This window comes from Acinetobacter lwoffii (assembly GCF_015602705.1).
Lineage (GTDB): Bacteria > Pseudomonadota > Gammaproteobacteria > Pseudomonadales > Moraxellaceae > Acinetobacter > Acinetobacter lwoffii_E.
Genome location: NZ_CP059081.1, coordinates 451,267 through 476,813, shown reverse-complemented (window position 1 = coordinate 476,813; position 25,547 = coordinate 451,267). Strand labels below are relative to the sequence as shown.

Sequence of the window (25,547 nt, the reverse complement as noted above, 5' to 3'; positions counted from 1 at the left end):
TTACTTGGTGCGCTCAGAGAGATTCGAACTCCCGACCCCTTAGTTCGTAGCCAAGTGCTCTATCCAGCTGAGCTATGAGCGCGCGACGTAAGTAAGCGTGGCGGTGAGAGAGGGATTCGAACCCTCGATACAGTTACCCGTATGCGTCCTTAGCAGGGACGTGGTTTCAGCCACTCACCCATCTCACCGTAACGTGCGGCCATAATACAAATTTCGGCATGGCACTGCAAGCGCAGCATCAAAAAAAAGTGCATATTTTTGCTCGTTTAAATACTTTTTAAGCAATTCCTCGATTTTTCGCGCATTTTGATGGCAAAAAAACTGCATAAATTTCCAGTTATCGAAAATTAACAGAAAATTGAAAACTTAAATGGATTATTGCAATCATTTACGTGCAGTCTGCGCATACATGTTTTATGCTAAACCTATCTCCTAAGATAAATTTAAAGACATGATGAAAAACTGGGTCGATCCTGAAGCAAAAGCTGAAGCCGAACGTTATGACAACCCTATCCCTAGCCGCACGCTCATTTTAGAAACCATCGAAAAGAACAATGCCCAGTCCCATGCAGACCTGGTCGAACATTTTGAAATTGCAGATCAAAAAAGTATTGATGCCCTAAGCCATCGTTTAATTGCGATGGTGCGTGACGGGCAACTGATGAAAGACGGCTACAAGTTTCAGATTGCCGTCGAGCAACCTGAATCCGAAGCGACGGTTTATATCAATTCCCGGGGGATGGGAACTGCCAACATTTCCGGCCAGGACGACTTATTATTGGCTGAGCGTGAACTGCGCCTGGTCTTTAATGGTGACCGCGTTAAAGTGCGTCAGACTTCGGTAGACCGTAAAGGTAAAGCCTGGGGCTATATTACTGAAGTTGTGCAGCATCGTGTCAAACAGATCATTGGTAAAGTGTCAGAATATGATGGTGAATACTTTATCCAGCCGGCCAACCCGAATGCGCATCAGCCAATCACCCTTGAAAAAGAACTGATTGAACATGCCCAAGTCAATCTGGGTGATTCGATTCGTGTGGCGATTGATACCTATCCGACCCGTGAAGAATTCGCGACCGGACATATTGTGCAGTCCATGGCGGACAAGGCCGATACTGAAATCATCATTCCACAAACCATTTTAGAATATGGTTTGCCTTATGAATTCCCGGAAGAAGTGGTTAAAGAAGCCGAAAGCTTTAAAGAGCCAACGGCCAAAGACCGTGAAGGTCGTGTGGATCTACGTGATTTAGCCTTGGTCACCATTGATGGTGAAGATGCACGTGACTTCGATGATGCGGTTTATGCCGAAAAACGTCCGGGTGGTGGCTATCGTGTGGTCGTGGCCATTGCCGATGTCAGCCATTATGTACGTCCAGGCAAACCGCTAGATGATGAAGCGCAGGAACGCGGGACGTCAGTCTACTTCCCGCACTTCGTTTTACCGATGCTGCCTGAAGCATTGTCGAATGGCCTGTGTTCGTTAAATCCGAACGTTGACCGCCTATGTATGGTCTGTGATTTAAAACTGTCACGTGCTGGCCGAGTCACCGGTTTTGAGTTCTATCCGTCTGTCATGCATTCCAAGGCACGTTTGACCTATGATCAGGTCGCACAGTATCTGGAAGGCGACAGCCAGGCGATTACCGAAGACCGTGAAGTTCGCAAGTCGATCAACACTCTGTTCCAGCTTTATCAAGTTCTTAAAGGTTTACGTGCTGAACGTCATGCCATGGAATTTGAAACCGTTGAAACTTACATGACTTTCGACGAACTAGGCGGAATTAAAGAAATTTTGCCGCGTAGCCGTAATGATGCACATAAGCTGATTGAAGAATGTATGTTGTTGGCCAACGTCGCAGCCGCAGAATATGCATTGAAAAATGAAATGCCAATGTTGTACCGCGTGCATGAGCCACCTGAGTTCTCGCGTATCCAGAAAGTTCGTGACTTCGTCAAGCTGCTGGGTTTGAATTTCCCGGAACAGCCGACTCAGAAAGATTATCAGGCGGTGATTGAAGCGACCAAAGAACGGATTGATGCACCAAGTATTCATGCCGTGTTATTACGCTCCATGATGCAGGCTTACTATGGTGCGAGTAATGCAGGCCATTATGGTCTGGCTTATGAAGCCTATACACATTTCACTTCACCAATTCGCCGTTATCCGGATTTGTTATTGCATCGTGCAATCAAAGCACATTTAAATAACAAGCCATCTCCGCTTTCAGGCGGTGCTTTAGATGAAGCTGGTGACCATTTCTCTGCCACAGAACGTCGTGCAGATGAAGCGTCGCGCTCGGTGACGACCTGGTTGAAATGTCATTATATGCAGCAGCATCTGGGCGAAGAATTTGTCGGCATTATTAGTGCAACGGCAGAATTTGGCCTGTTTGTCACGTTAAAAGATCTGTATGTCGATGGTATGGTGCATGTCAGCCAGCTAGGTGATGACTTCTTTGTCTTTGATCAAAGCAGCCAGAATCTGATCGGCCAGAACCGTGGTCAGGTCTTTGGTCTGGGTGATGAAGTCAAAATCAAGGTTGCCGGTGTCAATCTGGAAGAACGTAAGATCGATTTTGAACTGGTGCAACAACTCAGTCATGCCGGCCGTGCAGTTCGTGCCCGTGCACCGCGCGTGAGTGAGAAAAAACCAGTATCACGTCCAGCAGCGACAGAAGAAGTGTTTGGCAATAATGAACGTGAATCTAAATCCAACTTGAGCGCCGATGGAGAACAACCCATACGACGCAAAAAAGGAAAAGGAAAACCCAGCTCTTACAGTAAAAAGTCTGCTAAACCATCTGCAGGAAAGTCTGAAGCAAAGGTTAAAGATAAAGTAAAGAAAAAGGCCAAGGTCAAAAAGAAAAAGTCGAATGCAAAAGCCAAGACTGAATAATTTTTGATGGTTTAAAAAGAGCGCTACGGCGCTCTTTTTTATTCATAATCAAGATACTAACTAGAAATAAAAAGGAATTATAAATTGGAAGTTATTAATATTCTAACATTAATCATTTCTCTTATGGCTCTGCTCGTAACCTATGCAGTTTTTAAGTCCGATCAGCAACCACAAATTATTATTTTTGCTACCCCTCATTATGGGAAAGAATCCGTAATCCAACTTCATGTTAAAAATATTGGAAAGTCCATCGCTTATAATGTAAAAATATCTAGTGATCGACTGATCCCTCGTGCAGCATTTGGAATTGAAAAATTAAATTCTGAAAAACAATATTTTGAAACTGGAATTTTTAAAAATGGAGTCAAAGTATTCCCACCCAATCAGAGCTATATATAAGATTGGGGGCAATATGGGGGCTTAAAAGATTCATTAGATAATTCCCCTATAACATTCACTATTACATATTTGTATAAACACCCTTTGAATCTTTGGAAAACAAAAATCACTGACATCTCTACAATTGATATAAATGAATTAGAATCACTTCCAGCGTCCAATGGAGGATTATTAGAACAATTAAAAAATATCAATAAATCATTAACAACCTTAAATCAAAAGATCGAGAAAAAAGTATAGATAGCTTGATTTCCTAGCTTACAACCCCTACATCTAGATTTAACATAGGAAATAAATCGGCAGACCGACATGACTTTAGAAAAGGCAACTTTGCCTGTTCCACAATTTGATCAGATTACGCTGGCTGAGCTAAAACAAAAAATTGAAAGCTGTATCGCTGAAGGGCAAAAGTTCCTGAATGACCTCACCGAAACGCCTACTACAGTACAGGAGCAGCTGACTACTCTGGAACATGTCGACACGCTTGAAAACAATATGAGTGAGTCTTGGGGCATCTTGTCACATTTAAATGCCGTGATGAACAATGCCGAAACCCGTGATGTCTACCAAGCACTTTTACCGGGTCTTAGCGAATATTATACGCAACTGGGTCAACATACGGCGCTGTATCAGACCTATCAGCATATTTATGATGCGTCGATTTATAGTGAACTGCCGGCAGCGCAGCAAAGCGCCATTAAACTGGCCTTACGTGACTTTAAATTATCTGGGGTGGCGTTAGAGGGTGAAGCGAAAAAACGTTATGCGGAAATTTCGGCACGTCTGTCCCAATTATCTTCCGACTTCTCCAACCATGTGCTAGATGCGACTCAGGCCTATTTCAGACCGCTGAATGAAGATGAGTTAGCGGGTCTATCTTCAAATAATATTGAGCTGTTAAAACAATATGGTCAGCAACGTGAGCTGGATCAACCGGTGGCTACGCTGGATTTCCCGTCTTATCTGGCGATCATGACCCATTCAGAAAATCGCCCTCTGCGTGAAGAACTCTATAAAGCTTATACCACGCGTGCGTCAGATCAGGCTGAACAGAGCGAGTTTGACAATACTGCACTGATCGAAGAAATTCTCAGTTTGCGTCTGGAAATGGCAAAACTGCTTGGCTTTAATAATTATGCGGAATTGTCCTTAGCCAGCAAAATGGCACCAAGTGTAGAGGCCGTAGACGAATTCTTGCGTGATCTGGCAGAGCATGCCCGTGCGCCAGCAGAGAAAGAAATTGCAGAACTGAAAGCGATTGCTGCTGAAGATGGCATCCGTGATCTGCAACCGTGGGACAGTGGCTATTATTCTGAAAAGCTGAAAATGCAGCAATTTAATTTGTCACAGGAAGTGCTTAAACCTTACTTCCCTGCACCAAAAATCCTGCAAGGCCTGTTCAGTATTGTGAATCGTCTGTATGGCATTCAAGTCATTGAACGTGAAGCGCCTGTCTGGCATCCAGATGCACGTTATTTTGAACTAGAAGATCAGGGTCAGGTGATTGGCGGTTTCTATTTTGATCTGTATGCACGTCAAGGCAAACGTGGCGGTGCATGGATGAGCGGTTTCCGTTCTCGTATGCAGACCAGTGATGGCTTGCAAAAACCGATTTGTTATATGGTCGGTAACTTTACTCCACCCGTCGGCAATCGCCCTGCACTCTTGACCCATGATGAAGTCATCACCTTGTTCCATGAATTTGGTCATGGCCTGCATCATATGCTGACAGAAGTGGACAATATTGCGGTAGCAGGTACCCATGGCGTGGCTTGGGATGCGGTCGAACTGCCAAGCCAGTTTATGGAATTCTGGGCCTGGGATCAGGAAAGTCTGGATCTGCTCAGCGAGCACATTGAAACTCAAGAATCCTTGCCGGCAGAGTTGCTGAAAGCCCTGCTCGATGCACGTTTCTTCCAGTCTGGCATGCAAACCCTGCGTCAGCTTGAATTTGCCCTGTTTGACCTGAGTATTCACCGAGCCAATCCGGCTTTAAATGCAACACAGGTTCAGGCTACTCTGAATGAGATCCGCGAAAAGTATGCGGTCCTACCGACCACCGACTATAACCGTTTCCAGCACAGCTTCAGTCACATTTTTGCCGGTGGTTATGCAGCAGGATATTATTCCTATAAATGGGCCGAAGTTTTGGCCAGTGATGCCTTCGACCGCTTTGAAGATGAAGGTATTTTTAATACCACTACCGGAAAGCAGTTTCGGGAAAATATCCTCGCAGTTGGCGGAAAAGACACAGCACTTGACGCATTTATCAATTTCCGCGGACGCGAGCCAAAAATAGATGCATTGCTGCGTCATCAAGGTTGGACGAACCCCTCTAAAAACGCTTAAACTAGCTTTTTAAGTTGATCACAAGGTGAGTATGATGACCATTAAACGTCGTTTCATTGCAGGCGCAAAATGTCCAAAATGTCAGGCGTTAGATCGCGTTGTCATGCTGACCTCTGGTGAAGATGAATGGATCGAATGTATTGAATGTGGTTATGAAGAAAATCGTCCCACACATGTTGACCAACCAGAAACACCAGCTGTTCCAGATGAAGTTGGCGTGATTCAGTTTAAACCTCGTTCAGTAAAATAAAAATCAAGGTTCAAGCTATGTCAGTAGAACAAAGAAATAACCCCAAACTTTTAATGGGGATTATGGGGGCTTTAGTTACTGTCGTTGCATTGGTATTGCTATATCAGTGGTTGAATGCCTCTTCCGGTGAAGCGGAACGCATGCATCAGGAAGATATCGCGGCTGTTCCGGCAGCAAAACCTGCGGCGAAAACTGAAGAAGATACGGCGGCAGCGAAAGCAGCTGAGGCGATCGAAGCTAAAGCACTGGTATCAGATCAGCTGTTAGATGCACCAGTGCCGGAGAATGCCAGTTTGGCCAAAGAAGAAGTGGCTAAATTAGATGATATCCAAGTTCAGCTCAATGAACAAAAAGCCACACTGGATGCGCAGCATAGCGATGCCGACCAGTTGATCCAACTGAAAGAGGAACAGATCAAGTTACTTGAAGCACAATTTGCTCAAAGCCAGTAAATCTCGACAGCATTTCAGCTAGAATATCGTCAGATCTTCTAGCTCAGTTGTTTCCATGTCTCCCCCAGCCGCTCCGCATCTGCTTAAAGCCATTCTGTTACTGACCTGCTCTGCTTTTTTCTTTTCAGTCATGGGCGTGTGTATCCGTTATGCCTCAGCAACGGTTGATAACGCCACCGTGGTCTTCTTTCGCAATTTTGTCGGGCTGTTTATCTTCCTGCCCTTCATTTTCAATAAAGGCATTGGTTTTTTCAAAACTGAAAAACTGTGGATGCACACCTGGCGCGCAGTGGTCGGCCTGACTGCCATGTACGGCTTTTTCTATGCCATCGCGCATTTAAAACTCTCCAATGCCATGGTATTCACCTACTCTTCTCCGATTTTTATTCCTTTGATTGCCTGGCTATTTCTCAAGGAAAAAATCACCACAAGCATGTCAGTCGCGGCTCTGATTGGTTTCGTCGGCGTACTCTGTGTTGCCAAACCGGATTCGGGTCTAATTAACCTGATGTCGGTCATTGGTTTGGGTGCAAGTTTTCTGGCGGCGATGGCGTTTGTCACGGTTCGGGCGCTGACCAAAACCGATTCTCCGGAAAAAATCGTGTTTTACTTCTGTTTTATTGGCACCCTGATTTCCGTGATTCCGATGTTCTGGCTATGGCGACCTTATACCCTGACAGAACTCAGCTATCTGATTATTGCCGGCATCCTGGCCAATTTCAGCCAACTGTTTATGTCCAATGCCTATAAGCTGGCTCCGGCAGGACAAATTGGGCCAGTCAACTATGTGGCGATTTTCTTTGCCGGCATGTGGGGCTTTCTGTTCTGGCAGGAAGTTCCGGATCTATATAGCCTGATCGGGCTGGGGCTGATTTTCTGTGCGATTCTGCTGTGTAGTCCGATCCTGCACAAGCGCCTGAATTCATCGAAGATCTGATCAAAGAATTCAAATTAGATACAATAAAAAAGCACCCTAAGGTGCTTTTTTATTACTTTTCTTTTATTGATACCAGCCGAACAGCTTAAAGATATAAGGCACATAGGCAATGATCAGCATCGTAGGCAGCAATACAATCACTGGCAGAATCCAGCGTTCATAACGGTAGTAGAAAGACAGGTGGCGAACTTCTGCATCCGCTTCAGCCACTTCGGCATCGCCAATCGACTGTCTGGCCAGCAGATGATTCAGCGCAACCGGTGGCGTCACATAACCCAGCTCAAAACCAATCAGGGTAATCATCCAGAAATGTACCGGATGAATGCCATATTGATAGGCCACTGGCGCAACGGTCGCGGAAATCAGAATGACCGCGCCAAATGGATCCATAATCATCCCGACAAAAATCATCAAGCCGACAATCAGTGAAATTACCAGAATGGTACTGCTGATATCGGTCGGGAAGGCTTCCATAATTTCAATACGTTCCAGCAAGCCACCCACACTCACTGAAAGTGCCATCAGAATGACCAAGGCACCAATATGTCCCACGGTCTCACTAGTAGAAATATGCATGGACTTCCAGAAACCGATATGACGCAAAATTTCAGTCGCTTTTGAACGCTGCACAGTATGATCAACCACCAGTTCTTTGCCTGGTTGTTCGCTATGTTCAGCTTCACGATATTCTGCATTGGCCGCGGCACCGGCTGTTGCCAGTTCAGGTGTCGATCTTGAGTTTAAAGTTGCGGTCAAGGTTTCATCCCAATGCCCCACTGCCGGCAACGGCGCCGGTTCATGGCGTAACTTGTCGAACAAGACAATCATCAGCAGAATTACAGGCATCATCACCGGTGCGGTAAATTCATTCAGGTCAGTCGACAAAGCATATTTATAGAATAACCAGATCAGAATAAAAATCACGATATAAGGAATAATCGCAATAAAGGCACGACCGGATTGAGGCGCAGCCACAGTTGGCGCGGCAATGCGGAATTTGTTTTCTGCAAAGAATAAGGAAATCACCAGAAATAAAGTCGAACTGAGCAGGAAGACATAAATCCCGTAGTGATACAGTAAGTCGGTGGTCACTTCTTTATTCAGTGATGCCACCACGACAATCAGCAAGCAAGGACGTAAGACTACGCCCATTGAGCCGGACATTGCGGTGGCGGCCAGTGCAAACTGACGGCGTCCACCCGCATTCCAGACTTCCTTATAAATAATCGCACCTGCGGCAATTACGAAAATTCCTGATGCTCCAGTATAGGCGGTCGGTAATGCCGCTGCCAGCAAGATTAGCCAGGTCAGGGTTTCAGGTGCCAGATTCCAAGGACGCAGAATGTTCAGGAACATGTCCACGACACGGGTCTGTTTCAGCAACATACCGGCCCAGATAAACAAGGCCAGATTCAGGAAGATACTGGAAAACTCTACCAATTGACCGAGGTAAATCCCCTGTCCCATTGGATAATCCATAAAGAACGTAAAGTTTATTCCGGTAGTAATGGCCATATAGGCATATAGCGGTATACTCAGAAAGGCCAGACCAAAACTGCCGCCCTCACGCGTTGGTTTTGGTTGTTTGATCACCTGATACAGGCTGATCAAGGTGAGTGTGCTAAACAGAATCATCCACAACCAATAGATGTACTTCATCTCCCCCATCGGCACGCCCGAGTTCAATACAGACTGATATTGGCTATAGGATGAAAATGCCAGGAAAGCATTAGCAACCAGCATGGCGACTGAATAGACTTTAAAGTCGATACGCGTGCTCGGGCTACGCAAGCCAATATGATGGGTTTTTAGGGTGGCACTGATCGCAGCAAAGACCACCATGATGACCAGAAGCAAAGCCCGGTTTTCAGTACCAAACTTAAAAATGCCAAAGAAAGAGGTTTCAAAGGTCCGATAAGCCCGAATACTTGGATGAGCTTCCACATGTTGAATGGCTTTATCATAGAACAGGTAGGATTCTTCACAGACCTGCTGTGCCTGTAACACCGCAGCACGCACATCTGCTTCCGAACGCACCCCGAAGAAGTCGGCGTATTCATCGGCTGCATCGGCTTTCATATGCTGCTGAACACGCTGATCGACATTGATATTGCGTTCACATTGTGGCCGCGTCGGTTCAGCCCTTAAAAATGAATATTGCATTCCGGTTGCCGGATCGCCGTAAATACGCTCGCCCATACGCAGCAACTGACCGTGAATCATTTCCCCGGTGCCAATAATCAAAGTGAGCAAAAGTAAAACTAGTACGACGAAGGTCGAGATCCACTCTGTCCATATATAACGCAACAGACCTAATCCCGATCTGTTTTGATCATCATTTTGCATGTGTATTCCTATTTTTATTTTAGCGGCCTGATGCTTGCTCTAGGACGCTGATCTTCCCTTCTGCCCCGAAAATTCCTTTTCAAAGGTCAGGATCTTTATTTTATGTTTTGACTTTGCATGAAAGTTGGCACAATAAAAATGACAATTTATATTTTCTTTTTGTATTTTCTGCCAAGTAAATTATTTATCTCTGCCCTTTAATTATCCCGAAAATAATTGCTCACAATATAGATCAGCGCCAGAATCACGCCCCAAATCACCCCAAGTAAATGTGCCTCAACCAAAACCGGACTACCGATCAGCTGCGCCGTTCCGACATTGCCAATGGTGTTTTCCCAGACCAGTTTGGCAAAAATCAAAAATAATACCAGCGCCGCAAAGCCGCGTTCCCGCTTATACAGCAAATGTACACAGGCTACGGCGACATAGGCACCATGCAGCACGCCCGACAGGCCAGCATAGGCTTCAATATTGGGTAAGAAAAAATAAAAGCTTAAACTGATCAACGGTGGCAAGATCAGCAAAATGGCACAGAAATGCCAGACGGTAGCGCGTGGAAAAATGAAAGGTAAACAGATAAAGGCAAGAATGTTTAGAAAGTAATGAATCCAGCTCACATGTACCCAGTGCGCTGTCCAGAGTCGCCAGAATTCACCCAGCAGACTCTCTTGCCAGTAGATAAAATGATCCTGAAAAATTTGCAGACATGCAGAGAGAGAGACAAAAGCCGCTAGAAAAATAATTTTTCGTCGAAAATGTTGATCTAGCATCGGCCTGTTGTCCTCCCTGACCATCTAATTTGACTTCATCCCTGAAGCTTCATGCATAGTATCTGCATTACAGATCCGCACTGAACAGATCATCGAGCTCGGAAGAACTGTCGGATTCATCCCAGAAACGTTGCATGCCATCATCGCCACTACGTATACCAGTATTTTCTGTCCAGTAACGATCTGATATGCCACTGACCATAATCGCGGCCATGCTGTCAATCAGCTTGAATTGCGGATTTACCGGTTTTTCCTCCGTACGGGCCTGAGCAAAGGTTTTCAAGGCATCCCGAACTTTGGCATCATCGCCACTGGCCTGAGCCGCTACGGCATACAAGGCATGAGATAAACGTACACCTTTTTGCTCACCAATTTGTGTAGATTGTTTTAATGTTTGGTAAGGGTCAAGCTTGCCTTCCCCTGCGCCTGGCAACAAAGTCCAGATCACCGCACGGGTGGCATTCGGCGCACCCCAGAATTTCGCGTTATCCAGACACACCATCCCACGCTCGACCACGGCAGCAATATCTTTCGGTACATGCACTGCACCACCCGAGTTAATATCATTGGTCATGGCCTGCAAACCACTGAGCATACCCAGCAGGTAAACTGTTTGCTCGATATCACTGTTCATGCGCGGGCATTCTTCACCCAGGGCTTTTTGATATTTCTTTTCATAACGGCTCTGGAACAGTTGATAACCGGTATATTGACGCTGTGCCGCCAGTGCCGCCCAGCGCTTCTGCTCGATTCGGGCATCCTGGGCTTCTGCCACCTGATTGGTTTTTGAAGCGCGTAAATAGCGTAACTCCGCTTCCAGCGCTTTTTGCTCGGCACAAATACCGGCAGCCGAATACATCAGCACGGCTACCCGGGTCGGATCCGCCCCCATTTCTTTGGTCGCCATAATGGCCGGCGTTAAAGAATTCCCTGAATTACACACCATTTCAGCATCATCCATCGCTAAAATCGGCGGGACAATATGGTTTTCGGTGAAACCCAGTGCAACATTGGCACCGGTTTTAATGACCTGAGAACACCCCGTCAAAACTGTTGTTGTTATTGCAATGGTCGCCATACCTTGGCATATTTTACGGACGCCTGACATTTTCCTGTCCTCTATAATTGTGATTATGTCCATCTTTCTGCTAAAGATATCAGAAGCATTTTGTGAATAAAAGAGTATTTACTCTAATTTAGACGAGGCACCTTGCCATTAAATGGCCGCGCTGCAATTGACTGTATTTAGGAGAATCCCAAATTTTGGGCAAAAAAAAGTAGCATTGCGACGGTTCAGCACATGCTACTTATTAACTGTACAAGCAGAAAAATGATAAAACCCTGCTTGATTAAGATGAAAATTTATCCTTCAGCACCAATCCCGAATCGTCCGATCACCAGAGCCAAAACAATCGCTATAATCAGAAAAATCCACACTGGAAATTCCATCAGGGTTTCCCGTAGTTGCTGTCGGTGAGTTAAATGTACAGGCTGAAAATAAAACACAGGGAATAAATTGTCAGACAATTTCTCTAAGTCATGAATTAACCGTGTTTTTTGTCTAACAATAAAAATAGAAAGTTGATCTAAATATTTGTTTTATAATTATTTTAATCAAATAATTAAAATGCGTTTGTCTTACAACTAAATTAATTTAGTCAATAATTTTAAGTATTTCCATTGTTTGAAGGACAATTGATCACACCAGATCAGTAAAGGTCGCGCCTTGGCATGCTGGAAATACACCACAATATACGCCTGATGATCAATCACGTGACTAATACATACCCGACGGGTCGGTCGTGCTTTGGTGGTCAATGACCATTCACGTCCATCCAGATATTCAAACTGCTCAATCTGTGGCGTCTTGCGGTAAAACAGCTGATAAATCACCAAGCCTATGACAGCACACACTGCCCAAAGTGCAATCGGTAATAACTGATACAATAGATACATCAGCAGTGCAAAAATAAAAAACTGAAACGCCAATGCACACAGACTGCTTTTCAGCTTGAAGCAACGATTATCCATGAACGTAAAATTTAAGCTTCTTGATAAAATCTTTTAGTTCAGGACGCGGCGGCTCAGACACTTCCATAAACCAGTCCAGCAAATCCGGGTCTTCCTGCTCAACCAGCTCTGCAAACATCTGTTTTTCGAAAGGCTCGGCATTCAGGTAATGGTTTTTTACGTAGGGATCAAAATATACATCCAGTTCTTTTAGACCACGACGCGCACGATAAATCACTTTGCGCTCTTCTAAGCTAATGTCATCAGTCATCGAATTTCCCCCACTCGTTATAAACCCGAATAGTTTACCTGAAGCGCTGGCTGAATTTCGAGGGATTTCATAGAAATGACCAAAAGCATCAGCAGATTTAAGTCATTTGAACATTCCGCTCATTGCTGCTGATCTTGGCATGACCTAAGTTAAACCAAACAGATCAAAATAAGGAATAACAAGATGCAATCTGCAGCCATTCGCCCACTTGCCTCGATGCTGCCGCGCCAACTCTTTACTACCGAACATGATGCTTTTCGCGAGACGGTACGTAAATTTTATGAAAAAGAAGTCATTCCACATACCGAGCGTTATGAAAGTCAGCAGCATGTAGATCGAGAGCTGTGGAATAAAGCCGGTGAGCTTGGATTGCTCTGCGCTACCATGCCTGAGGAATATGGCGGCTCTGGCGTAGACCGGCTGTATAGCATGATTTTGATTGAGGAACAGGCGTATGCTGGAGATTCAGCAACCGGATTTTCATTGCATTCGGATATTGTTGCCAATTATCTGCTGAATTTTGGTAATAAAGATCAAAAACAGCAATGGCTACCCAAAATGGCCTCTGGAGAGGTCGTCACCGCGATTGCCATGACCGAACCGGTAACTGGCTCTGACCTGCAAGCAGTCCGTACATCTGCTGTATTGGATGGCGATGACTATTTGATTAATGGTTCCAAGATTTTTATTACCAATGGCTATCTCTGTGATATGGCCATCGTGGTTTGTAAAACTGGCAATAATGATAAAGGTTCAGCCAATCTGTCATTGATTATGGTCGAAGCCGACCGTCCCGGATTTAGCAAAGGCAAGCCGCTGAATAAAATTGGCATGAAAGGACAGGATACCTGTGAACTGTTCTTTGACAATGTTCGGGTTCCGAAAGAAAACCTGCTCGGTCTGGAAGGCATGGGCTTTATGATGCTGATGAAAGAGCTGGCTTGGGAACGCCTGATTGTGGCAATTATCTGTCAGGCAGGCGCTGAAGCTGCTTTCGCACATACAGTGAAATATACTAAGGAACGTCAGGCATTTGGCAAGAGCATCAGCCATTTTCAAAATACCCGTTTTAAACTGGCAGAACTACGTACCGAGATCGATGTCTGCCGCACTTATCTGGATCGCTGTATGCAGCTGCAACTCAAGCACGAACTAGGCATAGATGCCGCTGCGGCGGCCAAATACAAGATTTCAGAAATGTACAGCAAAGTCGTTGATGAATGTCTGCAATTGCATGGCGGCTATGGTTATATGCTGGAATATCCGATTGCCCGTGCCTATATCGACAACCGTGCCAATCGGATTTATGCCGGTACCAATGAAATTATGAAAGAACTCATCGCACGTTCACTTTAAAATGGATGCATAAAAAAGGAGTCTCTCAGGCATTGCTGTCCCACAATTTTTCACAAGAGGAAGCTCATTTGAGCTTCCTCTTGTTTTATGGGTATTTTATCGGGTGAAAATAAAGCTTTTAAAGTTCTTCTTTCAAACAAATTCACTTGAATTATTCTGAGTAAACGTTGAACTGTCCAACCTGTTTTCCCTAAATGTTGAGCGAAACTCACCAATAAATAGGCGATCATCGCAATCCAGATTTGTGTCTGAATTGCGTTCCTGCTGCGGCCTAGAAACGCTTTTAATTTGAGATTCTGCTTAATCGCCTTAAAGAACAGCTCAACTTTCCAACGATCTTTATAAATCGCCGCAATGGTGGAGGCGGCTAAATGAAAGTTATTGCTGAGAAAGCTAAAGTGCTTGCCACTTTGCTGATCTCTATATTCAATTCTTCTTAACACTGGGGCTTTTCTTTTTAGGGCATGTGCGCTATTCAGCTGAATGGTTTCATCTTTTAGAATACCTTTGGATTCAAGCACTGGATGTTGCCGGATCACCTGATACACAGATTTAGGCCTAAAACGTGGGACAAATCCAATGTTTTGAGCAGTCAGATTTGCATACCATTGGTAATCGACATAGCCTTTATCAAAAACTACAATGCTGCCAGCAGGAAACTGGAATTTGCGGCCTTGTACCATGTCATTTTCTTTGCCATTTTCAACTGCAACAAACTCAGGAATATCATTGCTGTGATTCAATCCTATGCTGAGTTTCATGCTGGCTTTTGAGTCATGAACTTTGGCCCATTCACATAAGGAAAGCGACAGGTCAATATGACTGGCATCCAAGGAATACAAGGGATTCTTAAAGCGAAATTTATGAGCTACTTTCGAGTGTTCATAGTATTTAAGCAACTTGTAAAATAGCTGTTGATACAAGGCAGCAGGCTGCTGCTCATTGATTCGTGCCAGCGTGCTTCGGGGAATAGACTTTGCTCCGAGATGACTTAGCTTTTCCTGTTGGCACTCCAAATTGGATTGAATATCTCTCAGACTTTGCCTACAAGAGAATTGAGACATCAATATGGCAATAAACTGATCCCACCGGGAAGCCGCTCTAAATTTCTGTCCAACATGGTGTACTTTAGCAAGTTGTTCAAAATCCTGTCGCACAACAGGTTTAATTAGCTCATGAAATACGGTATTCTGATGTGACAAAACCTGAATCCTGGTCGTTAAAGTGTTTGTTTGCACTCATATTTTAACTGTTAGGACTCAGGTTTTTTTATTTAAAGCAAACTATGGGACAGCAGTGGTCTCTCAGGACTCCTTTTTCTGTATGCAAAGATATAACTTTAAGAAACCAGACGCGGTTTATGCTTTAAAGCATTACTGTTTTTTCTAAATTTCAGTACACCATCTTCAAACGAAGCCTGTTTGAGCTCCTTACGGTCTGCCAGATAATTATTGCTGACTTTCCACGGAGCATGTTTGCCTTGCTTTGGCATGACGTCTGCAGCCCGGGCAATATAACCCGAACTGAGACTGCCCATGACGGTATCCTGAAGCAATTCACTCTGATCTCCCTGAGGAATTACCTGTGCATAACCTTGCTGATCCATATAGTTCAACAGACGGCAAATATATTCTGCTGCAATGTCGACTTTAAGCGTCCAGGAGGCATTAATATAGCCAATAATCAGCGCCATATTTGGTATATCACTGACCATGATGCCTCTATACAGCATATGCTGTGAGGTATCGATAGGCTGACCATCCATCGTCGCCTGAATCCCGCCGAGGATTTGAATATTCAGACCCGTTGCAGAAACAATAATATCAGCATCCAAATGTTGACCTGATTTCAGCTGAATTCCAGTTTCGGTCAAGGTTTCTATCTGATCCGTTGCAACCGATGCCTGCCCTTCACGTAAAATTTCAAACAGATCCCCATCCGGCACCACACAGAGACGCTGATCCCAAGGTTCATAATTCGGGGTAAAGTGCTTCATGTCCACTTTACCTTTCAGCTGGAATTGCACCGATTTAAGCAAAAGTGATTTTAATAATTTTGGCTGTTTCTGTGCCAAAGCATAAATCCCGCGCTGCATGCCGATATTACGCGCACGTGTCAGCTTGTAGGCGACCTCCTCAGGCAGATATTTACGCATTTTTGAATAAATAAAATCGACCGAGGGTACAGAAGCAATATAAGTTGGGGAACGTTGCAACATGGTGACATGCCCTGCTCCACCTTTCACCATCGCAGGAACCAAGGTAATCGCGGTCGCACCACTGCCAATGATGACCACTTTTTTGCCTTTATAGTTTAAATTTTCCGGCCAATGTTGCGGATGAATAAATTCACCTTTGAATGCATCTTGATTTGGAAACTCCGGCTGAAAACCCTGATCATAATTATAATAACCGGTACAACCCAGTACAAAGTTGGCGATCCAGATCTGCTTCTTACCGTGTGCATCCTCGATCTCTACTGACCATTTGCAGGTTGTAGAATCATAATTGGCACTTAAGACCCGATGCTGAAAATGGATTTTCGGCTGTAGCTTAAACTCATCCACCACTTCAGTCAGATAATTTTTGATGGATGCGCCATCGGCAAGCACGCTTTCTTTCTTCCAGGGTTTAAAATTAAAACCAAAAGTCGACATATCCGAATCAGAACGGATTCCCGGATATTTAAACAGGTCCCAAGTTCCGCCAATACTTTCGCGGCGTTCAATAATCTCAAAAGAGCGTTGTGGACAATGTTTAGAAAGATGCGCTGCCAGACCAATCCCCGAGATCCCCGCACCCACGATTAAAATATCTACCTGCTTTTCCATCTTGTTCTTTTACCTAAGCGATGCTATCTGTTTTTATTAAATCACAAAACTGACAATACACAATGTCAAGTTTATTAAAAAGGCGTTATTTTTTTATCTTTTGAGGCCAGATCAGTTATCTGAAACTGAATCACTCTAAATTAAAATATACAGACAATAAAAAAGGCCGGTTTATTCAACCGACCTTTTCGAACAACTTGCGTTATTCTTCACGAAATTAGTTAACTTCGCGATCTACTAGCTCAACGTAAGCCATCGGTGCAGCATCACCTGCACGGAAGCCCGCTTTAAGAACACGTAGATAACCGCCGTTACGCTCTTTGTAACGAGGGCCAAGAACGGTAAATAATTTACCAACAGTTGCTGCTGAACGAGTACGAGCAAACGCCAAACGACGGTTTGCTACTGTATCGTTTTTAGCTAAAGTGATTAAAGGCTCAGCTACACGACGTAACTCTTTTGCTTTAGGCACAGTTGTTTTGATCAACTCGTGCTCGAACAAAGAGTTAGCCATGTTTTGGAACATCGCTTTACGATGACTGCTTGTACGGCCTAATTTCACACCACTATTACGATGACGCATGGTGATAGTCCTACTTAATTAACGGCTACGATAGGCGAAACGATCGTCCATACGGAGACTAGCCGGTGGCCAGTTCTCTAAACGCATGCCGAGTTGTAAGCCTTTAGAAGCCAGAACATCTTTGATCTCAGTAAGCGATTTTTTACCCAAGTTAGGAGTTTTAAGCAACTCAACTTCGGTACGCTGTACAAGATCACCAATGTAGTAAATGTTTTCTGCTTTCAAACAGTTAGCAGAACGAACAGTTAGCTCTAGATCATCTACTGGGCGAAGCAAGATTGGGTCAACTTCTTCACGAGGCTCTTGAGCAACAGGTGCTTGATCTTTCTGAAGGTCAACGAAGATCGCAATTTGTTGCTGCAAAATAGTTGCAGCTTTGCGGATCGCTTCTTCAGGATCTACAGTACCGTTGGTTTCAAGATCAATGATTAGTTTATCAAGGTCAGTACGTTGTTCTACACGCGCGTTTTCCACGGTGTATGAAACACGTTTGATTGGGCTGTAAGACGCATCTAACTGCAAGCGACCCACTGGGCGAGTTTCGCCTTCTGGGAAGCGTGAATCAGAAGTCTCGTAGCCACGACCTTGAGCCACTTTCAGACGCATTTTCAATGAGCCTGAGGCACTTAAAGTACCGATCAAATGTTCAGGGTTAACCACTTCAACATTATGAGGTAAACGAAGGTCAGCCGCAGTTACGTCGCCTGCACCTTGTTTCTCTAATGTTAAATAAGCTTCATTTTGATCGAACAGCTTAATCGACAATCCTTTTAGGTTCAGCAAGAGCTCGACGATGTCCTGCTGCAAGCCTTCCAAAGTACTGTACTCGTGCTCGACCCCTTCAATCTCAACTTCTACCACAGCTGCGCCAGGTAGAGAAGAAAGAAGGATGCGACGTAAAGCATTACCAAGAGTATGACCAAAGCCACGCTCTAATGGTTCTAGAATAACTTTTGCCGAGGTCCCGCTTGCCGCTTCGACCTTGATCGCTTGCGGAGTTAGAAACTCATTTGCAGTACGCGTCATATTGCTTCCTCAAGGATTATTTAGAATACAATTCTACAATCAAGCTTTCGTTGATTTCAGCAGGTAAATCAGAACGATCCGGTGCAGCTTTGAACGTACCTTCTAATTTAGAATGGTCAATTTCCATCCAAGAAGGCATGCCACGTTGAGTAGCTAATTCAATTGCGTTTTTGATACGTAATTGTTGCTTAGCGCCTTCGTGAACTGCGATCACATCACCCGCTTTAACTTGGATAGACGCAATGTTAACACGACGGCCATTCAAAGTGATGCTACGGTGAGATACTAACTGACGAGCTTCTGCACGAGTAGAACCGAAACCCATACGATAAACAACGTTATCAAGACGGCTTTCAAGTAGCTTCAACAGGTTTTCACCAGTTGCGCCTTTAACACGAGCAGCTTCTTTATAGTAGTTACTAAATTGACGCTCTAAAACACCGTACATGCGACGTACTTTTTGTTTTTCACGTAATTGTAGTGAGTACTCAGATTGTTTACCACCACGAGCCCCGCCGTGTTGGCCAGGAACTTTCGCATGTTTTTTTGTCTTAACATCAAACGGTTTAACGCCTGATTTAAGTTGCAGGTCTGTCCCTTCGCGACGAGAGAGTTTGCATTTTGGACCAATATAACGAGCCATGAATGTTTCTCCTTACACGCGACGTTTTTTAGGTGGACGGCAACCGTTGTGCGGGATTGGCGTCACATCGGTAATGCTGTTAATTTTATAACCCACTGCACCTAAAGCACGAACCGCAGATTCACGACCAGGACCAGGACCTTTTACAAGGACGTCCAAGTTTTTCAAACCGTAGTCTAAAGCAGCTTTACCAGCAACTTCAGCAGCCACCTGAGCAGCGAACGGAGTTGATTTACGTGATCCACGGAAGCCTTGTCCACCTGAAGTGGCCCAAGCCAGTGCATTACCTTGACGATCGGTAATAGTCACAATGGTGTTATTAAAAGAAGCGTGAATGTGTGCGACACCTTCAGAGACGGTACGAGTGACCTTCTTGCGTGCGCGAGTATCTTTAGCCATCTTTTAGCTTCCAGAAATCTTATTTCTTAATAGGTTTGCGCGGACCTTTACGGGTACGAGCGTTAGTTTTGGTGCGTTGACCGCGGACAGGCAAGCTGCGACGATGACGAAGACCGCGGTAGCAGCCTAAATCCATTAAACGTTTAATGTTCATGGAAATTTCGCGACGTAAATCACCTTCGGTCGGAACCTTAGCAACTTCTGCACGAATCGCATCAAGCTGAGCGTCATCTAATTCACGAATCTTAGTAGTTGGAGCAATACCAGCAGCAGCTAAGATAGCTTTTGAAGTATGGCGACCAATACCAAAGATATACGTTAGAGAGATAACAGCGTGCTTGTTATCCGGAATGTTTACACCGGCAATACGAGCCATTCAATTTTCTCCAAAAAGGCAGTAGATAATCAACCGCCCCACAAAAATCTTGAGGGGCGGATAATAACCTAATTCGCCTACAGAAATCAACAGGTCTTAATCAGATTAACCTTGACGCTGCTTATGACGAGGTTCTGCGCTACAAATTACGCGGATAACCCCATTACGACGGATAACTTTACAGCTACCACAAATTTTCTTAACAGAAGCTTGTACTTTCATGATGAAACCTCAAGTGCGCTTATCCCTTAGGATGAGCAGTCGTTTTTCTCATTAACGTTTGATTATCGTATTGGTGCGAAGTAAGGTGTGATTGCAGCTGAGCCATAAAGTCCATCACTACTACCACAACAATCAGCAAAGAGGTACCACCCAAATAGAATGGAATACCAAATGAACTTTGCAATACCATCGGCATCAAACAAATGACTGCGATGTAAATCGCGCCAATAAAGGTCAAACGATTGAGAATATGATCTAAGTAACGAGCAGTTTGCTCACCTGGACGTATACCAGGGACGTAAGCTCCGCTGCGTTTCAAGTTCTCTGACACTTCTTTAGGACTAAATACCAGTGCTGTATAGAAGTAACAGAAAAAGATAATTAACGCACCAAAGAGCACCAAATACAACGGCTGACCAGGCGACAATACCAATGCGACATCTTGCAGGCTACGCTTAATAAATCCAGCATTTGGATCTGCACTACCCACCCACTGACCTAAGCTCGCAGGGAACAAAAGCAATGAGCTGGCAAAAATTGCCGGAATCACACCCGCCATATTAATTTTTAATGGCAAATGTGTCTGCTGTGCAGTAAATACACGACGACCTTGTTGTTTTTGAGCATAGTTTACCGGAATACGACGCTGCGCTTTCTCGATAAACACGATCGCTGCCAAAACACCCAGAGACAACAAACCAAAAATTACCAAGCCAATCAGGCTGGTCTGACCATTATCTACAGATGAGAAAGATTGCATAATCAGATTAGGCAATCCGGCAACAATACCTGCGAAGATGATCATGGAAATACCATTCCCCACCCCACGCTCGGTAATCTGCTCACCCAACCACATCAAGAACATGGTCCCCGCAACCAGTGAGGTTACTGCAGGAACATAAAAAGCCAAACCAGTATTCAGGGTAATCCCCTGACTGATCAGGCCTGCACACATACCTATCGCCTGTACCAGCGCCAAGAATAATGTACCTTGTCGTGTGTATTGATTAATTTTACGTTTGCCCTGCTCGCCTTCTTTCTTTAAAGCTTCCAGCGAAGGAACCACAGTTGACATCAACTGCACAATAATCGATGCAGAGATGTATGGCATAATCCCGAGAGCAAGAATAGACATTCGTTCTAATGCACCACCGGAAAACATGTTAAACAAACCAAGGATAGTACCTTGGTTTGCATTAAACAGGTTTTCTAGGGCCGCATTATTGATGCCCGGTACTGGAATATGCGCTCCTAGCCGAAACACCAACAACGCACCAATGAGAAACATCATTCGACGAATAATTTCACGGTATTTCACATGAAATGGTTGGCCTTTCATCATGTTGACATGACCTGAAGAACTAGGAGTCATAGACACTGGGGATTACTCCTCGACTTTGCCGCCAGCAGCTTCAACAGCAGCTTTAGCGCCTTTAGTCAATGCAACACCTTGAACAGTGAATGCACGAGTAATTTCACCAGAAAGTACGATACGAGCACGGATCATGTCTTTACGTACAACGTTCGCCGCTTTTAAAGTTTCTAGAGACACGATGTCGCCTTCCACTTTAGCAAGCTCAGATAAACGTACTTCAGCAGTTTTCAAAGCCAATTGGCTAGTGAAGCCGAATTTAGGCAAACGACGATAAAGTGCTGTTTGACCGCCTTCGAAACCTGGACGAGTACCACCGCTCTTACGTGAGTTTTGACCTTTGACACCACGGCCACCGGTCTTACCAACGCCAGAACCGATACCACGGCCTAAACGAAGGTTGTCACGTTTAGCACCTTCTGCAGGTGCAATTGTATTTAAACGCAGAGTCATGGCTTATTCCTCTACACTAACCATATAGTAGACTTGGTTGATCATACCACGGTTAGAAGGTGTGTCTAACACTTCTACAGTATGACCAATACGACGCAGACCTAAACCTTGCAGGCTAAGCTTGTGATTTTTCAAGCGGTGCGATGCAGATTTAGTCTGGGTAACTTTAATCGTTTTCATGATTGATTACCCTTGAATTTGTTCTACTGAAAGACCACGTTTCGCAGCAACCTTTTCAGGAGTAGTCATATCACGCAAACCATTGAAAGTTGCGTTTACTACGTTAGCAGCGTTAGTAGAACCACGGCATTTAGTCAACACGTTACGTACGCCTACAGCTTCTAGAACTGCACGCATAGCACCACCAGCAATTACACCTGTACCTTCAGAGGCAGGCTGCATGAATACGCGGCTAGCGCCGTGACGTGCATGAATTGGGTGCTGTAACGTACCATCAACAAGGTCAACAGTAATCATATTGCGACGAGCAGCTTCAAGTGCTTTAGAGATAGCAGCTGGAACTTCACGTGCTTTACCACGACCAAAACCTACGCGACCATTACCATCACCCACAACAGTTAATGCTGTGAAAGAGAAGATACGACCACCCTTAACAACTTTGGCTACACGATCAACGGCAACCAGCTTTTCAACAAGACCTTCGTTTTGTTCAACTTTAGCCATGATTAGAACTCCAAGCCGTTTTCACGAGCAGCATCAGCCAAGGCTTTGATACGACCATGATATTTAAAACCAGAACGGTCAAATGCAACTTTAGTAACACCAGCTGCTTTAGCGCGTTCTGCGATTAAAGCACCTACTTTTTGAGCTGCTTCAACGTTACCAGTTGTACCCGCACGTAGAGTAGCGTCTAAAGTAGAAGCTTGCGCTAATACTTTGCCACCATCTGCAGAGATAACTTGAGCATAGATGTGACGCGGAGTGCGGTTTACACACAAACGAGTCGCACCCAATGCACGGATGTGCAAGCGTGTGCTTTTCGCACGACGCAAACGGGATTGTTTCTTTTCGTTCATAAGAACCTCGCGCCTTATTTCTTCTTAGCTTCTTTACGAAGTACAACTTCGTCAGAATAACGAACACCTTTGCCTTTATATGGCTCTGGTGGACGGTAACCACGGATATCTGCAGCAACCTGTCCTAAAGCTGCTTTATCAGCAGATTTAAGAATGATTTCAGTTGCAGTTGGAGTTTCAGCAGTTACACCTGCAGGAAGTGCATAATCGATCGGGTGAGAGAAACCAAGGTTAAGATGAACAACGTCACCTTTAACCGCAGCTTTATAACCAACACCGATAAGCTGTAACTTACGTTCGAAACCTTCGCTAACACCTTTTACAAGGTTGTTAAGCACAGCGCGAGCAGTACCAGCTTGCATCCAAGCGTCTTTCGACTCTTGTACTGGAGCAATAGCTAGAATACCGTCTTCCTGTTTAAGCTCGACCAGCGCATGCAGGTTGAAAGACAATGTACCTTTAGTGCCTTTCACTTCGACCTGCCGGCCGTTCTGAGTAACTGTTACACCGTTAGGTACAGTTACTGGGGCTTTAGCCACACGAGACATGAGGAATCACCTATTAAGAAACAAAAGCAATAACTTCACCACCAACGCCTGCAGCACGTGCAGCGCGATCAGTCATGATGCCTTTGCTTGTAGAAACAATTGCAATACCTAAACCTTGCTTAACGCTAGGAAGTGCATCTTTACCGCGATACTGACGTAGACCTGGACGGCTTACGCGCTTCACAGTTTCGATAACTGGTTTGCCTTCGAAATACTTTAAAGTCAAAGTAAGAGTTGGTTTGCCTTCAGCATCCGCAACTTCTACGTTTGAAATATAACCTTCTTGTTGAAGTAAGTTAGCAATTGCTACTTTCAACTTAGAATTAGGCATAGAAACAGTTTGTTTCTTTGCCATTTGTGCGTTACGAACACGTGTTAGCATGTCGGCAACGGTATCTTGCATACTCATCTATAGTGCTCCTTACCAGCTTGCCTTAACAACGCCAGGTACATCACCTTGCATTACTGTTTCACGTAATTTGTTACGGCTTAAACCGAACTTACGGAAGTAACCATGAGGACGACCAGTTAAACCACAACGGTTACGTAGACGTACTGGAGATGCATTACGTGGTAATGCTTGTAATTTCATCATCGCTTCGAAACGTTCTTCGTCTGATGCATTTACGTTTGCAATAACAGCTTTTAATTCAGCACGTTTTGCAGCGTATTTAGCAACAGTAGCTTCGCGTTTCAATTCGCGATTAATCATACCTTTCTTAGCCATATCGACCTCTTATTTGAACGGGAAGCCGAATGCACGCATAAGCGCACGGCCTTCGTCATCGGTGCGAGCAGTCGTAGTAATGGTAATATCCATACCACGAATACGATCAATCTTGTCAAAATCGATTTCAGGGAACATGATTTGTTCCTTAAGACCCATTGAGTAGTTACCACGACCGTCGAATGATTTCGCAGAGAAACCACGGAAGTCACGGATACGAGGGATCGCAATCGAGATCAAACGGTCCAAGAATTCGTACATACGTTCGCCGCGTAAAGTAACTTTACAACCGATCGGCCAACCATCACGGATTTTAAAACCAGCGATTGATTTACGAGCTAACGTAAGTACTGGTTTTTGACCAGCGATAGCTTGCATATCTGAAAGAGCACCATCAAGGAGTTTTTTGTCGGCAGCAGCTGCGCCAACACCCATGTTGATCGTGATTTTAGTGATGCGAGGAATCTCCATCACATTCTTAACGCCCAATACTTCTTGTAATTGAGCTTTAAGTTCGTCGTTGTAACGTGTTTTAAGTCTGGCCATGGCCTATATCAACCTATTACTTCGCTACCGCCACTGATTCACCATTTGATTTGAATACGCGAGTTTTCACGCCATCAATCACTTGGTAACCAACACGGTCAGCCTTTTGGGTTGTAGCATTAAAAACTGCCACGTTTGAAATATGAAGCGAAGCTTCCTGAGTTACAACGCTACCTTCAGCGCCTGTAGCACGGTTCGGCTTCTGATGCTTCTTCACCAAGTTAAGGCCTTCAACCTTAACACGGTCATTAGAAACAGACAGAACAGTACCCTGTTTGCCTTTTTCTTTACCTGCGATCACAATTACTTGATCGCCTTTTTTAATCTTAGCCATGATCGCCTCTTATAGAACTTCAGGAGCCAATGAAATAATTTTCATGAACTGTTCAGTACGAAGTTCACGAGTCACTGGTCCGAAAATACGAGTTGCAATCGGCGCTTTGTTGTTGTTCAAAATAACAGCAGCGTTATCGTCGAAACGAATCACTGAACCGTCTGCACGACGGATACCGAATTTTGTACGAACCACAACCGCATTCATCACGTCACCTTTTTTAACACGTGCGCGTGGAATTGCTTCTTTTACAGTAACTTTAATAATGTCGCCAACAGAAGCATAACGACGATGCGAGCCACCAAGTACTTTAATACATTGTACGCGGCGTGCACCACTGTTGTCTGCTACGTCGAGCATAGTTTCGGTCTGAATCATTGCCCTACTCCAAAACCGAGCAACACCGGTCGAA

Annotated in this window: 32 protein-coding genes and 2 tRNA genes; 7 read left to right on the top strand and 27 right to left on the bottom strand. The window is 44.6% G+C overall.

What is annotated here, in order from left to right; genetic code table 11:
- Positions 1–5 precede the first annotated feature (5 nt).
- Positions 6–82: transfer RNA gene (locus H0S56_RS02240), tRNA-Arg, on the bottom strand.
- A 16-nt stretch (positions 83–98) separates the two neighbouring features.
- Positions 99–188, bottom strand: a tRNA-Ser gene (locus tag H0S56_RS02235).
- Positions 189–451: 263 nt separating this feature from the next.
- Between H0S56_RS02235 and rnr the strand changes: the two genes are divergently transcribed.
- The 6 genes from rnr (at position 452) to H0S56_RS02205 (ending at position 7,286) form a co-directional block, all read left to right on the top strand.
- Positions 452–2,899, top strand: a complete 2,448-nt coding sequence (gene rnr, locus H0S56_RS02230; protein WP_195725566.1) for a ribonuclease R — start codon at positions 452–454, stop codon at positions 2,897–2,899.
- An 84-nt stretch (positions 2,900–2,983) separates the two neighbouring features.
- The gene (locus tag H0S56_RS02225) at positions 2,984–3,298 is read left to right on the top strand and encodes a hypothetical protein (RefSeq protein WP_195725565.1); all 315 of its coding nucleotides are present in this window, start codon (positions 2,984–2,986) and stop codon (positions 3,296–3,298) included.
- A 309-nt stretch (positions 3,299–3,607) separates the two neighbouring features.
- On the top strand, positions 3,608–5,647 hold the full coding sequence (locus H0S56_RS02220; RefSeq protein WP_195725564.1) for a M3 family metallopeptidase: 2,040 nt from the start codon (positions 3,608–3,610) through the stop codon (positions 5,645–5,647).
- Between the two features lie 40 nt (positions 5,648–5,687).
- Positions 5,688–5,897, top strand: a complete 210-nt coding sequence (locus H0S56_RS02215) for a YheV family putative zinc ribbon protein (protein ID WP_171054337.1) — start codon at positions 5,688–5,690, stop codon at positions 5,895–5,897.
- 17 nt (positions 5,898–5,914) lie between these two features.
- Positions 5,915–6,349, top strand: a complete 435-nt coding sequence (locus H0S56_RS02210) for a restriction endonuclease subunit S domain-containing protein (protein ID WP_174894197.1) — start codon at positions 5,915–5,917, stop codon at positions 6,347–6,349.
- 55 nt (positions 6,350–6,404) lie between these two features.
- Positions 6,405–7,286: a DMT family transporter gene (locus H0S56_RS02205; RefSeq protein WP_195725563.1), complete on the top strand. Its 882-nt coding sequence runs from the start codon at positions 6,405–6,407 to the stop codon at positions 7,284–7,286.
- A 63-nt stretch (positions 7,287–7,349) separates the two neighbouring features.
- On the opposite strand, the gene H0S56_RS02200 is transcribed toward H0S56_RS02205, so the two are convergent.
- The 6 genes from H0S56_RS02200 to H0S56_RS02175 form a co-directional block, all read right to left on the bottom strand.
- Entirely contained in the window at positions 7,350–9,632 is a 2,283-nt protein-coding gene (locus H0S56_RS02200) for a TRAP transporter large permease subunit (RefSeq protein WP_195725562.1), read from the bottom strand.
- A 197-nt stretch (positions 9,633–9,829) separates the two neighbouring features.
- A complete protein-coding gene (gene rrtA, locus H0S56_RS02195; protein WP_004281478.1) occupies positions 9,830–10,402 on the bottom strand; it encodes a rhombosortase in 573 nt (190 codons plus the stop codon).
- A 67-nt stretch (positions 10,403–10,469) separates the two neighbouring features.
- Entirely contained in the window at positions 10,470–11,510 is a 1,041-nt protein-coding gene (locus tag H0S56_RS02190) for a hypothetical protein (protein ID WP_195725561.1), read from the bottom strand.
- A 254-nt stretch (positions 11,511–11,764) separates the two neighbouring features.
- Entirely contained in the window at positions 11,765–11,929 is a 165-nt protein-coding gene (locus H0S56_RS02185) for a hypothetical protein (protein WP_180037179.1), read from the bottom strand.
- A 117-nt stretch (positions 11,930–12,046) separates the two neighbouring features.
- Positions 12,047–12,433: a hypothetical protein gene (locus tag H0S56_RS02180; protein WP_195725560.1), complete on the bottom strand. Its 387-nt coding sequence runs from the start codon at positions 12,431–12,433 to the stop codon at positions 12,047–12,049.
- A complete protein-coding gene (locus tag H0S56_RS02175) occupies positions 12,426–12,683 on the bottom strand; it encodes an FAD assembly factor SdhE (RefSeq protein ID WP_004281484.1) in 258 nt (85 codons plus the stop codon). The genes H0S56_RS02180 and H0S56_RS02175 overlap by 8 nt, the downstream gene beginning before the upstream one ends.
- 183 nt (positions 12,684–12,866) lie before the next feature.
- Here H0S56_RS02175 and H0S56_RS02170 point away from each other — a divergent pair, with 183 nt between their 5' ends.
- Complete coding sequence (locus H0S56_RS02170) at positions 12,867–14,039, top strand: acyl-CoA dehydrogenase family protein (protein ID WP_195725559.1); 1,173 nt, start codon at positions 12,867–12,869, stop codon at positions 14,037–14,039.
- A gap of 50 nt (positions 14,040–14,089) precedes the next feature.
- Here H0S56_RS02170 and H0S56_RS02165 read toward each other — a convergent pair whose 3' ends face one another.
- The 19 genes from H0S56_RS02165 to rplN all read right to left on the bottom strand — a co-directional run bounded on the left by H0S56_RS02165 (position 14,090) and on the right by rplN (position 25,513).
- The gene (locus H0S56_RS02165) at positions 14,090–15,241 is read right to left on the bottom strand and encodes an IS4-like element ISAbe18 family transposase (RefSeq protein WP_195726033.1); all 1,152 of its coding nucleotides are present in this window, start codon (positions 15,239–15,241) and stop codon (positions 14,090–14,092) included.
- Between the two features lie 137 nt (positions 15,242–15,378).
- Entirely contained in the window at positions 15,379–16,869 is a 1,491-nt protein-coding gene (locus H0S56_RS02160) for a flavin-containing monooxygenase (RefSeq protein WP_148335047.1), read from the bottom strand.
- A gap of 217 nt (positions 16,870–17,086) precedes the next feature.
- On the bottom strand, positions 17,087–17,452 hold the full coding sequence (rplQ, locus tag H0S56_RS02155; protein WP_004281488.1) for a 50S ribosomal protein L17: 366 nt from the start codon (positions 17,450–17,452) through the stop codon (positions 17,087–17,089).
- 18 nt (positions 17,453–17,470) lie between these two features.
- Complete coding sequence (locus H0S56_RS02150; protein ID WP_004281489.1) at positions 17,471–18,478, bottom strand: DNA-directed RNA polymerase subunit alpha; 1,008 nt, start codon at positions 18,476–18,478, stop codon at positions 17,471–17,473.
- 16 nt (positions 18,479–18,494) lie between these two features.
- Positions 18,495–19,121: a 30S ribosomal protein S4 gene (gene rpsD / locus H0S56_RS02145; RefSeq protein WP_004281490.1), complete on the bottom strand. Its 627-nt coding sequence runs from the start codon at positions 19,119–19,121 to the stop codon at positions 18,495–18,497.
- A gap of 12 nt (positions 19,122–19,133) precedes the next feature.
- Positions 19,134–19,520 carry a 30S ribosomal protein S11 gene (rpsK, locus tag H0S56_RS02140; RefSeq protein WP_004281491.1) on the bottom strand — a complete coding sequence of 129 codons (387 nt, stop codon included), beginning with the start codon at positions 19,518–19,520 and terminating at the stop codon, positions 19,134–19,136.
- 19 nt (positions 19,521–19,539) lie between these two features.
- Complete coding sequence (gene rpsM / locus H0S56_RS02135; RefSeq protein WP_004281492.1) at positions 19,540–19,896, bottom strand: 30S ribosomal protein S13; 357 nt, start codon at positions 19,894–19,896, stop codon at positions 19,540–19,542.
- Positions 19,897–20,001: 105 nt separating this feature from the next.
- Positions 20,002–20,118, bottom strand: a complete 117-nt coding sequence (gene rpmJ / locus H0S56_RS02130) for a 50S ribosomal protein L36 (RefSeq protein ID WP_000867907.1) — start codon at positions 20,116–20,118, stop codon at positions 20,002–20,004.
- 19 nt (positions 20,119–20,137) lie between these two features.
- Positions 20,138–21,457: a preprotein translocase subunit SecY gene (gene secY, locus H0S56_RS02125; RefSeq protein WP_171054339.1), complete on the bottom strand. Its 1,320-nt coding sequence runs from the start codon at positions 21,455–21,457 to the stop codon at positions 20,138–20,140.
- A 45-nt stretch (positions 21,458–21,502) separates the two neighbouring features.
- Positions 21,503–21,943: a 50S ribosomal protein L15 gene (gene rplO, locus H0S56_RS02120; RefSeq protein WP_004281494.1), complete on the bottom strand. Its 441-nt coding sequence runs from the start codon at positions 21,941–21,943 to the stop codon at positions 21,503–21,505.
- A gap of 3 nt (positions 21,944–21,946) precedes the next feature.
- On the bottom strand, positions 21,947–22,123 hold the full coding sequence (gene rpmD, locus H0S56_RS02115; RefSeq protein WP_004281495.1) for a 50S ribosomal protein L30: 177 nt from the start codon (positions 22,121–22,123) through the stop codon (positions 21,947–21,949).
- A gap of 6 nt (positions 22,124–22,129) precedes the next feature.
- Complete coding sequence (gene rpsE / locus H0S56_RS02110) at positions 22,130–22,627, bottom strand: 30S ribosomal protein S5 (RefSeq protein ID WP_004281496.1); 498 nt, start codon at positions 22,625–22,627, stop codon at positions 22,130–22,132.
- 2 nt (positions 22,628–22,629) lie between these two features.
- On the bottom strand, positions 22,630–22,980 hold the full coding sequence (rplR, locus tag H0S56_RS02105) for a 50S ribosomal protein L18 (RefSeq protein ID WP_004281497.1): 351 nt from the start codon (positions 22,978–22,980) through the stop codon (positions 22,630–22,632).
- 14 nt (positions 22,981–22,994) lie between these two features.
- A complete protein-coding gene (rplF, locus tag H0S56_RS02100) occupies positions 22,995–23,528 on the bottom strand; it encodes a 50S ribosomal protein L6 (RefSeq protein WP_004645059.1) in 534 nt (177 codons plus the stop codon).
- Positions 23,529–23,541: 13 nt separating this feature from the next.
- On the bottom strand, positions 23,542–23,937 hold the full coding sequence (gene rpsH, locus H0S56_RS02095) for a 30S ribosomal protein S8 (RefSeq protein WP_004281499.1): 396 nt from the start codon (positions 23,935–23,937) through the stop codon (positions 23,542–23,544).
- Positions 23,938–23,949: 12 nt separating this feature from the next.
- Entirely contained in the window at positions 23,950–24,255 is a 306-nt protein-coding gene (rpsN, locus tag H0S56_RS02090) for a 30S ribosomal protein S14 (RefSeq protein WP_004732275.1), read from the bottom strand.
- A 9-nt stretch (positions 24,256–24,264) separates the two neighbouring features.
- Positions 24,265–24,801 (bottom strand): 50S ribosomal protein L5, encoded by a 537-nt coding sequence (gene rplE / locus H0S56_RS02085; RefSeq protein ID WP_004645057.1) that lies wholly within the window; start codon positions 24,799–24,801, stop codon positions 24,265–24,267.
- Positions 24,802–24,817: 16 nt separating this feature from the next.
- Positions 24,818–25,135 (bottom strand): 50S ribosomal protein L24, encoded by a 318-nt coding sequence (gene rplX / locus H0S56_RS02080; protein WP_004281502.1) that lies wholly within the window; start codon positions 25,133–25,135, stop codon positions 24,818–24,820.
- A 9-nt stretch (positions 25,136–25,144) separates the two neighbouring features.
- A complete protein-coding gene (rplN, locus tag H0S56_RS02075; protein ID WP_004281503.1) occupies positions 25,145–25,513 on the bottom strand; it encodes a 50S ribosomal protein L14 in 369 nt (122 codons plus the stop codon).
- Positions 25,514–25,547 lie beyond the last annotated feature (34 nt).

Bases quoted from the DNA above. Each gene is read 5' to 3' on its own strand.
- H0S56_RS02210 (WP_174894197.1), top strand. From the start codon at position 5,915: ATGTCAGTAGAACAAAGAAATAACCCCAAACTTTTAATGGGGATTATG.
- rpsM (WP_004281492.1), bottom strand. From the start codon at position 19,896: ATGGCTCGTATTGCCGGTGTAAACATTCCGGATAACAAGCACGCTGTT.
- H0S56_RS02200 (WP_195725562.1), bottom strand. From the start codon at position 9,632: ATGCAAAATGATGATCAAAACAGATCGGGATTAGGTCTGTTGCGTTAT.
- rrtA (WP_004281478.1), bottom strand. From the start codon at position 10,402: ATGCTAGATCAACATTTTCGACGAAAAATTATTTTTCTAGCGGCTTTT.
- H0S56_RS02160 (WP_148335047.1), bottom strand. From the start codon at position 16,869: ATGGAAAAGCAGGTAGATATTTTAATCGTGGGTGCGGGGATCTCGGGG.
- rplN (WP_004281503.1), bottom strand. From the start codon at position 25,513: ATGATTCAGACCGAAACTATGCTCGACGTAGCAGACAACAGTGGTGCA.
- rplF (WP_004645059.1), bottom strand. From the start codon at position 23,528: ATGTCTCGTGTGGCTAAAGCCCCAGTAACTGTACCTAACGGTGTAACA.
- H0S56_RS02170 (WP_195725559.1), top strand. From the start codon at position 12,867: ATGCAATCTGCAGCCATTCGCCCACTTGCCTCGATGCTGCCGCGCCAA.
- rpsH (WP_004281499.1), bottom strand. From the start codon at position 23,937: ATGAGTATGCAAGATACCGTTGCCGACATGCTAACACGTGTTCGTAAC.
- rplO (WP_004281494.1), bottom strand. From the start codon at position 21,943: ATGACTCTGCGTTTAAATACAATTGCACCTGCAGAAGGTGCTAAACGT.
- rpsE (WP_004281496.1), bottom strand. From the start codon at position 22,627: ATGGCTAAAGTTGAACAAAACGAAGGTCTTGTTGAAAAGCTGGTTGCC.
- rpmJ (WP_000867907.1), bottom strand. From the start codon at position 20,118: ATGAAAGTACAAGCTTCTGTTAAGAAAATTTGTGGTAGCTGTAAAGTT.
- rplQ (WP_004281488.1), bottom strand. From the start codon at position 17,452: ATGCGTCATCGTAATAGTGGTGTGAAATTAGGCCGTACAAGCAGTCAT.
- H0S56_RS02180 (WP_195725560.1), bottom strand. From the start codon at position 12,433: ATGGATAATCGTTGCTTCAAGCTGAAAAGCAGTCTGTGTGCATTGGCG.
- rpmD (WP_004281495.1), bottom strand. From the start codon at position 22,123: ATGAAAACGATTAAAGTTACCCAGACTAAATCTGCATCGCACCGCTTG.
- rpsD (WP_004281490.1), bottom strand. From the start codon at position 19,121: ATGGCTCGTTATATTGGTCCAAAATGCAAACTCTCTCGTCGCGAAGGG.
- rplX (WP_004281502.1), bottom strand. From the start codon at position 25,135: ATGGCTAAGATTAAAAAAGGCGATCAAGTAATTGTGATCGCAGGTAAA.
- H0S56_RS02175 (WP_004281484.1), bottom strand. From the start codon at position 12,683: ATGACTGATGACATTAGCTTAGAAGAGCGCAAAGTGATTTATCGTGCG.
- H0S56_RS02190 (WP_195725561.1), bottom strand. From the start codon at position 11,510: ATGTCAGGCGTCCGTAAAATATGCCAAGGTATGGCGACCATTGCAATA.
- rpsN (WP_004732275.1), bottom strand. From the start codon at position 24,255: ATGGCTAAGAAAGGTATGATTAATCGCGAATTGAAACGCGAAGCTACT.
- rpsK (WP_004281491.1), bottom strand. From the start codon at position 19,520: ATGGCTAAAGATACTCGCGCACGCAAGAAGGTCACTCGTACCGTCTCT.
- secY (WP_171054339.1), bottom strand. From the start codon at position 21,457: ATGAAAGGCCAACCATTTCATGTGAAATACCGTGAAATTATTCGTCGA.
- H0S56_RS02220 (WP_195725564.1), top strand. From the start codon at position 3,608: ATGACTTTAGAAAAGGCAACTTTGCCTGTTCCACAATTTGATCAGATT.
- H0S56_RS02205 (WP_195725563.1), top strand. From the start codon at position 6,405: ATGTCTCCCCCAGCCGCTCCGCATCTGCTTAAAGCCATTCTGTTACTG.
- H0S56_RS02150 (WP_004281489.1), bottom strand. From the start codon at position 18,478: ATGACGCGTACTGCAAATGAGTTTCTAACTCCGCAAGCGATCAAGGTC.
- rplE (WP_004645057.1), bottom strand. From the start codon at position 24,801: ATGGCCAGACTTAAAACACGTTACAACGACGAACTTAAAGCTCAATTA.
- rplR (WP_004281497.1), bottom strand. From the start codon at position 22,980: ATGAACGAAAAGAAACAATCCCGTTTGCGTCGTGCGAAAAGCACACGC.
- rnr (WP_195725566.1), top strand. From the start codon at position 452: ATGATGAAAAACTGGGTCGATCCTGAAGCAAAAGCTGAAGCCGAACGT.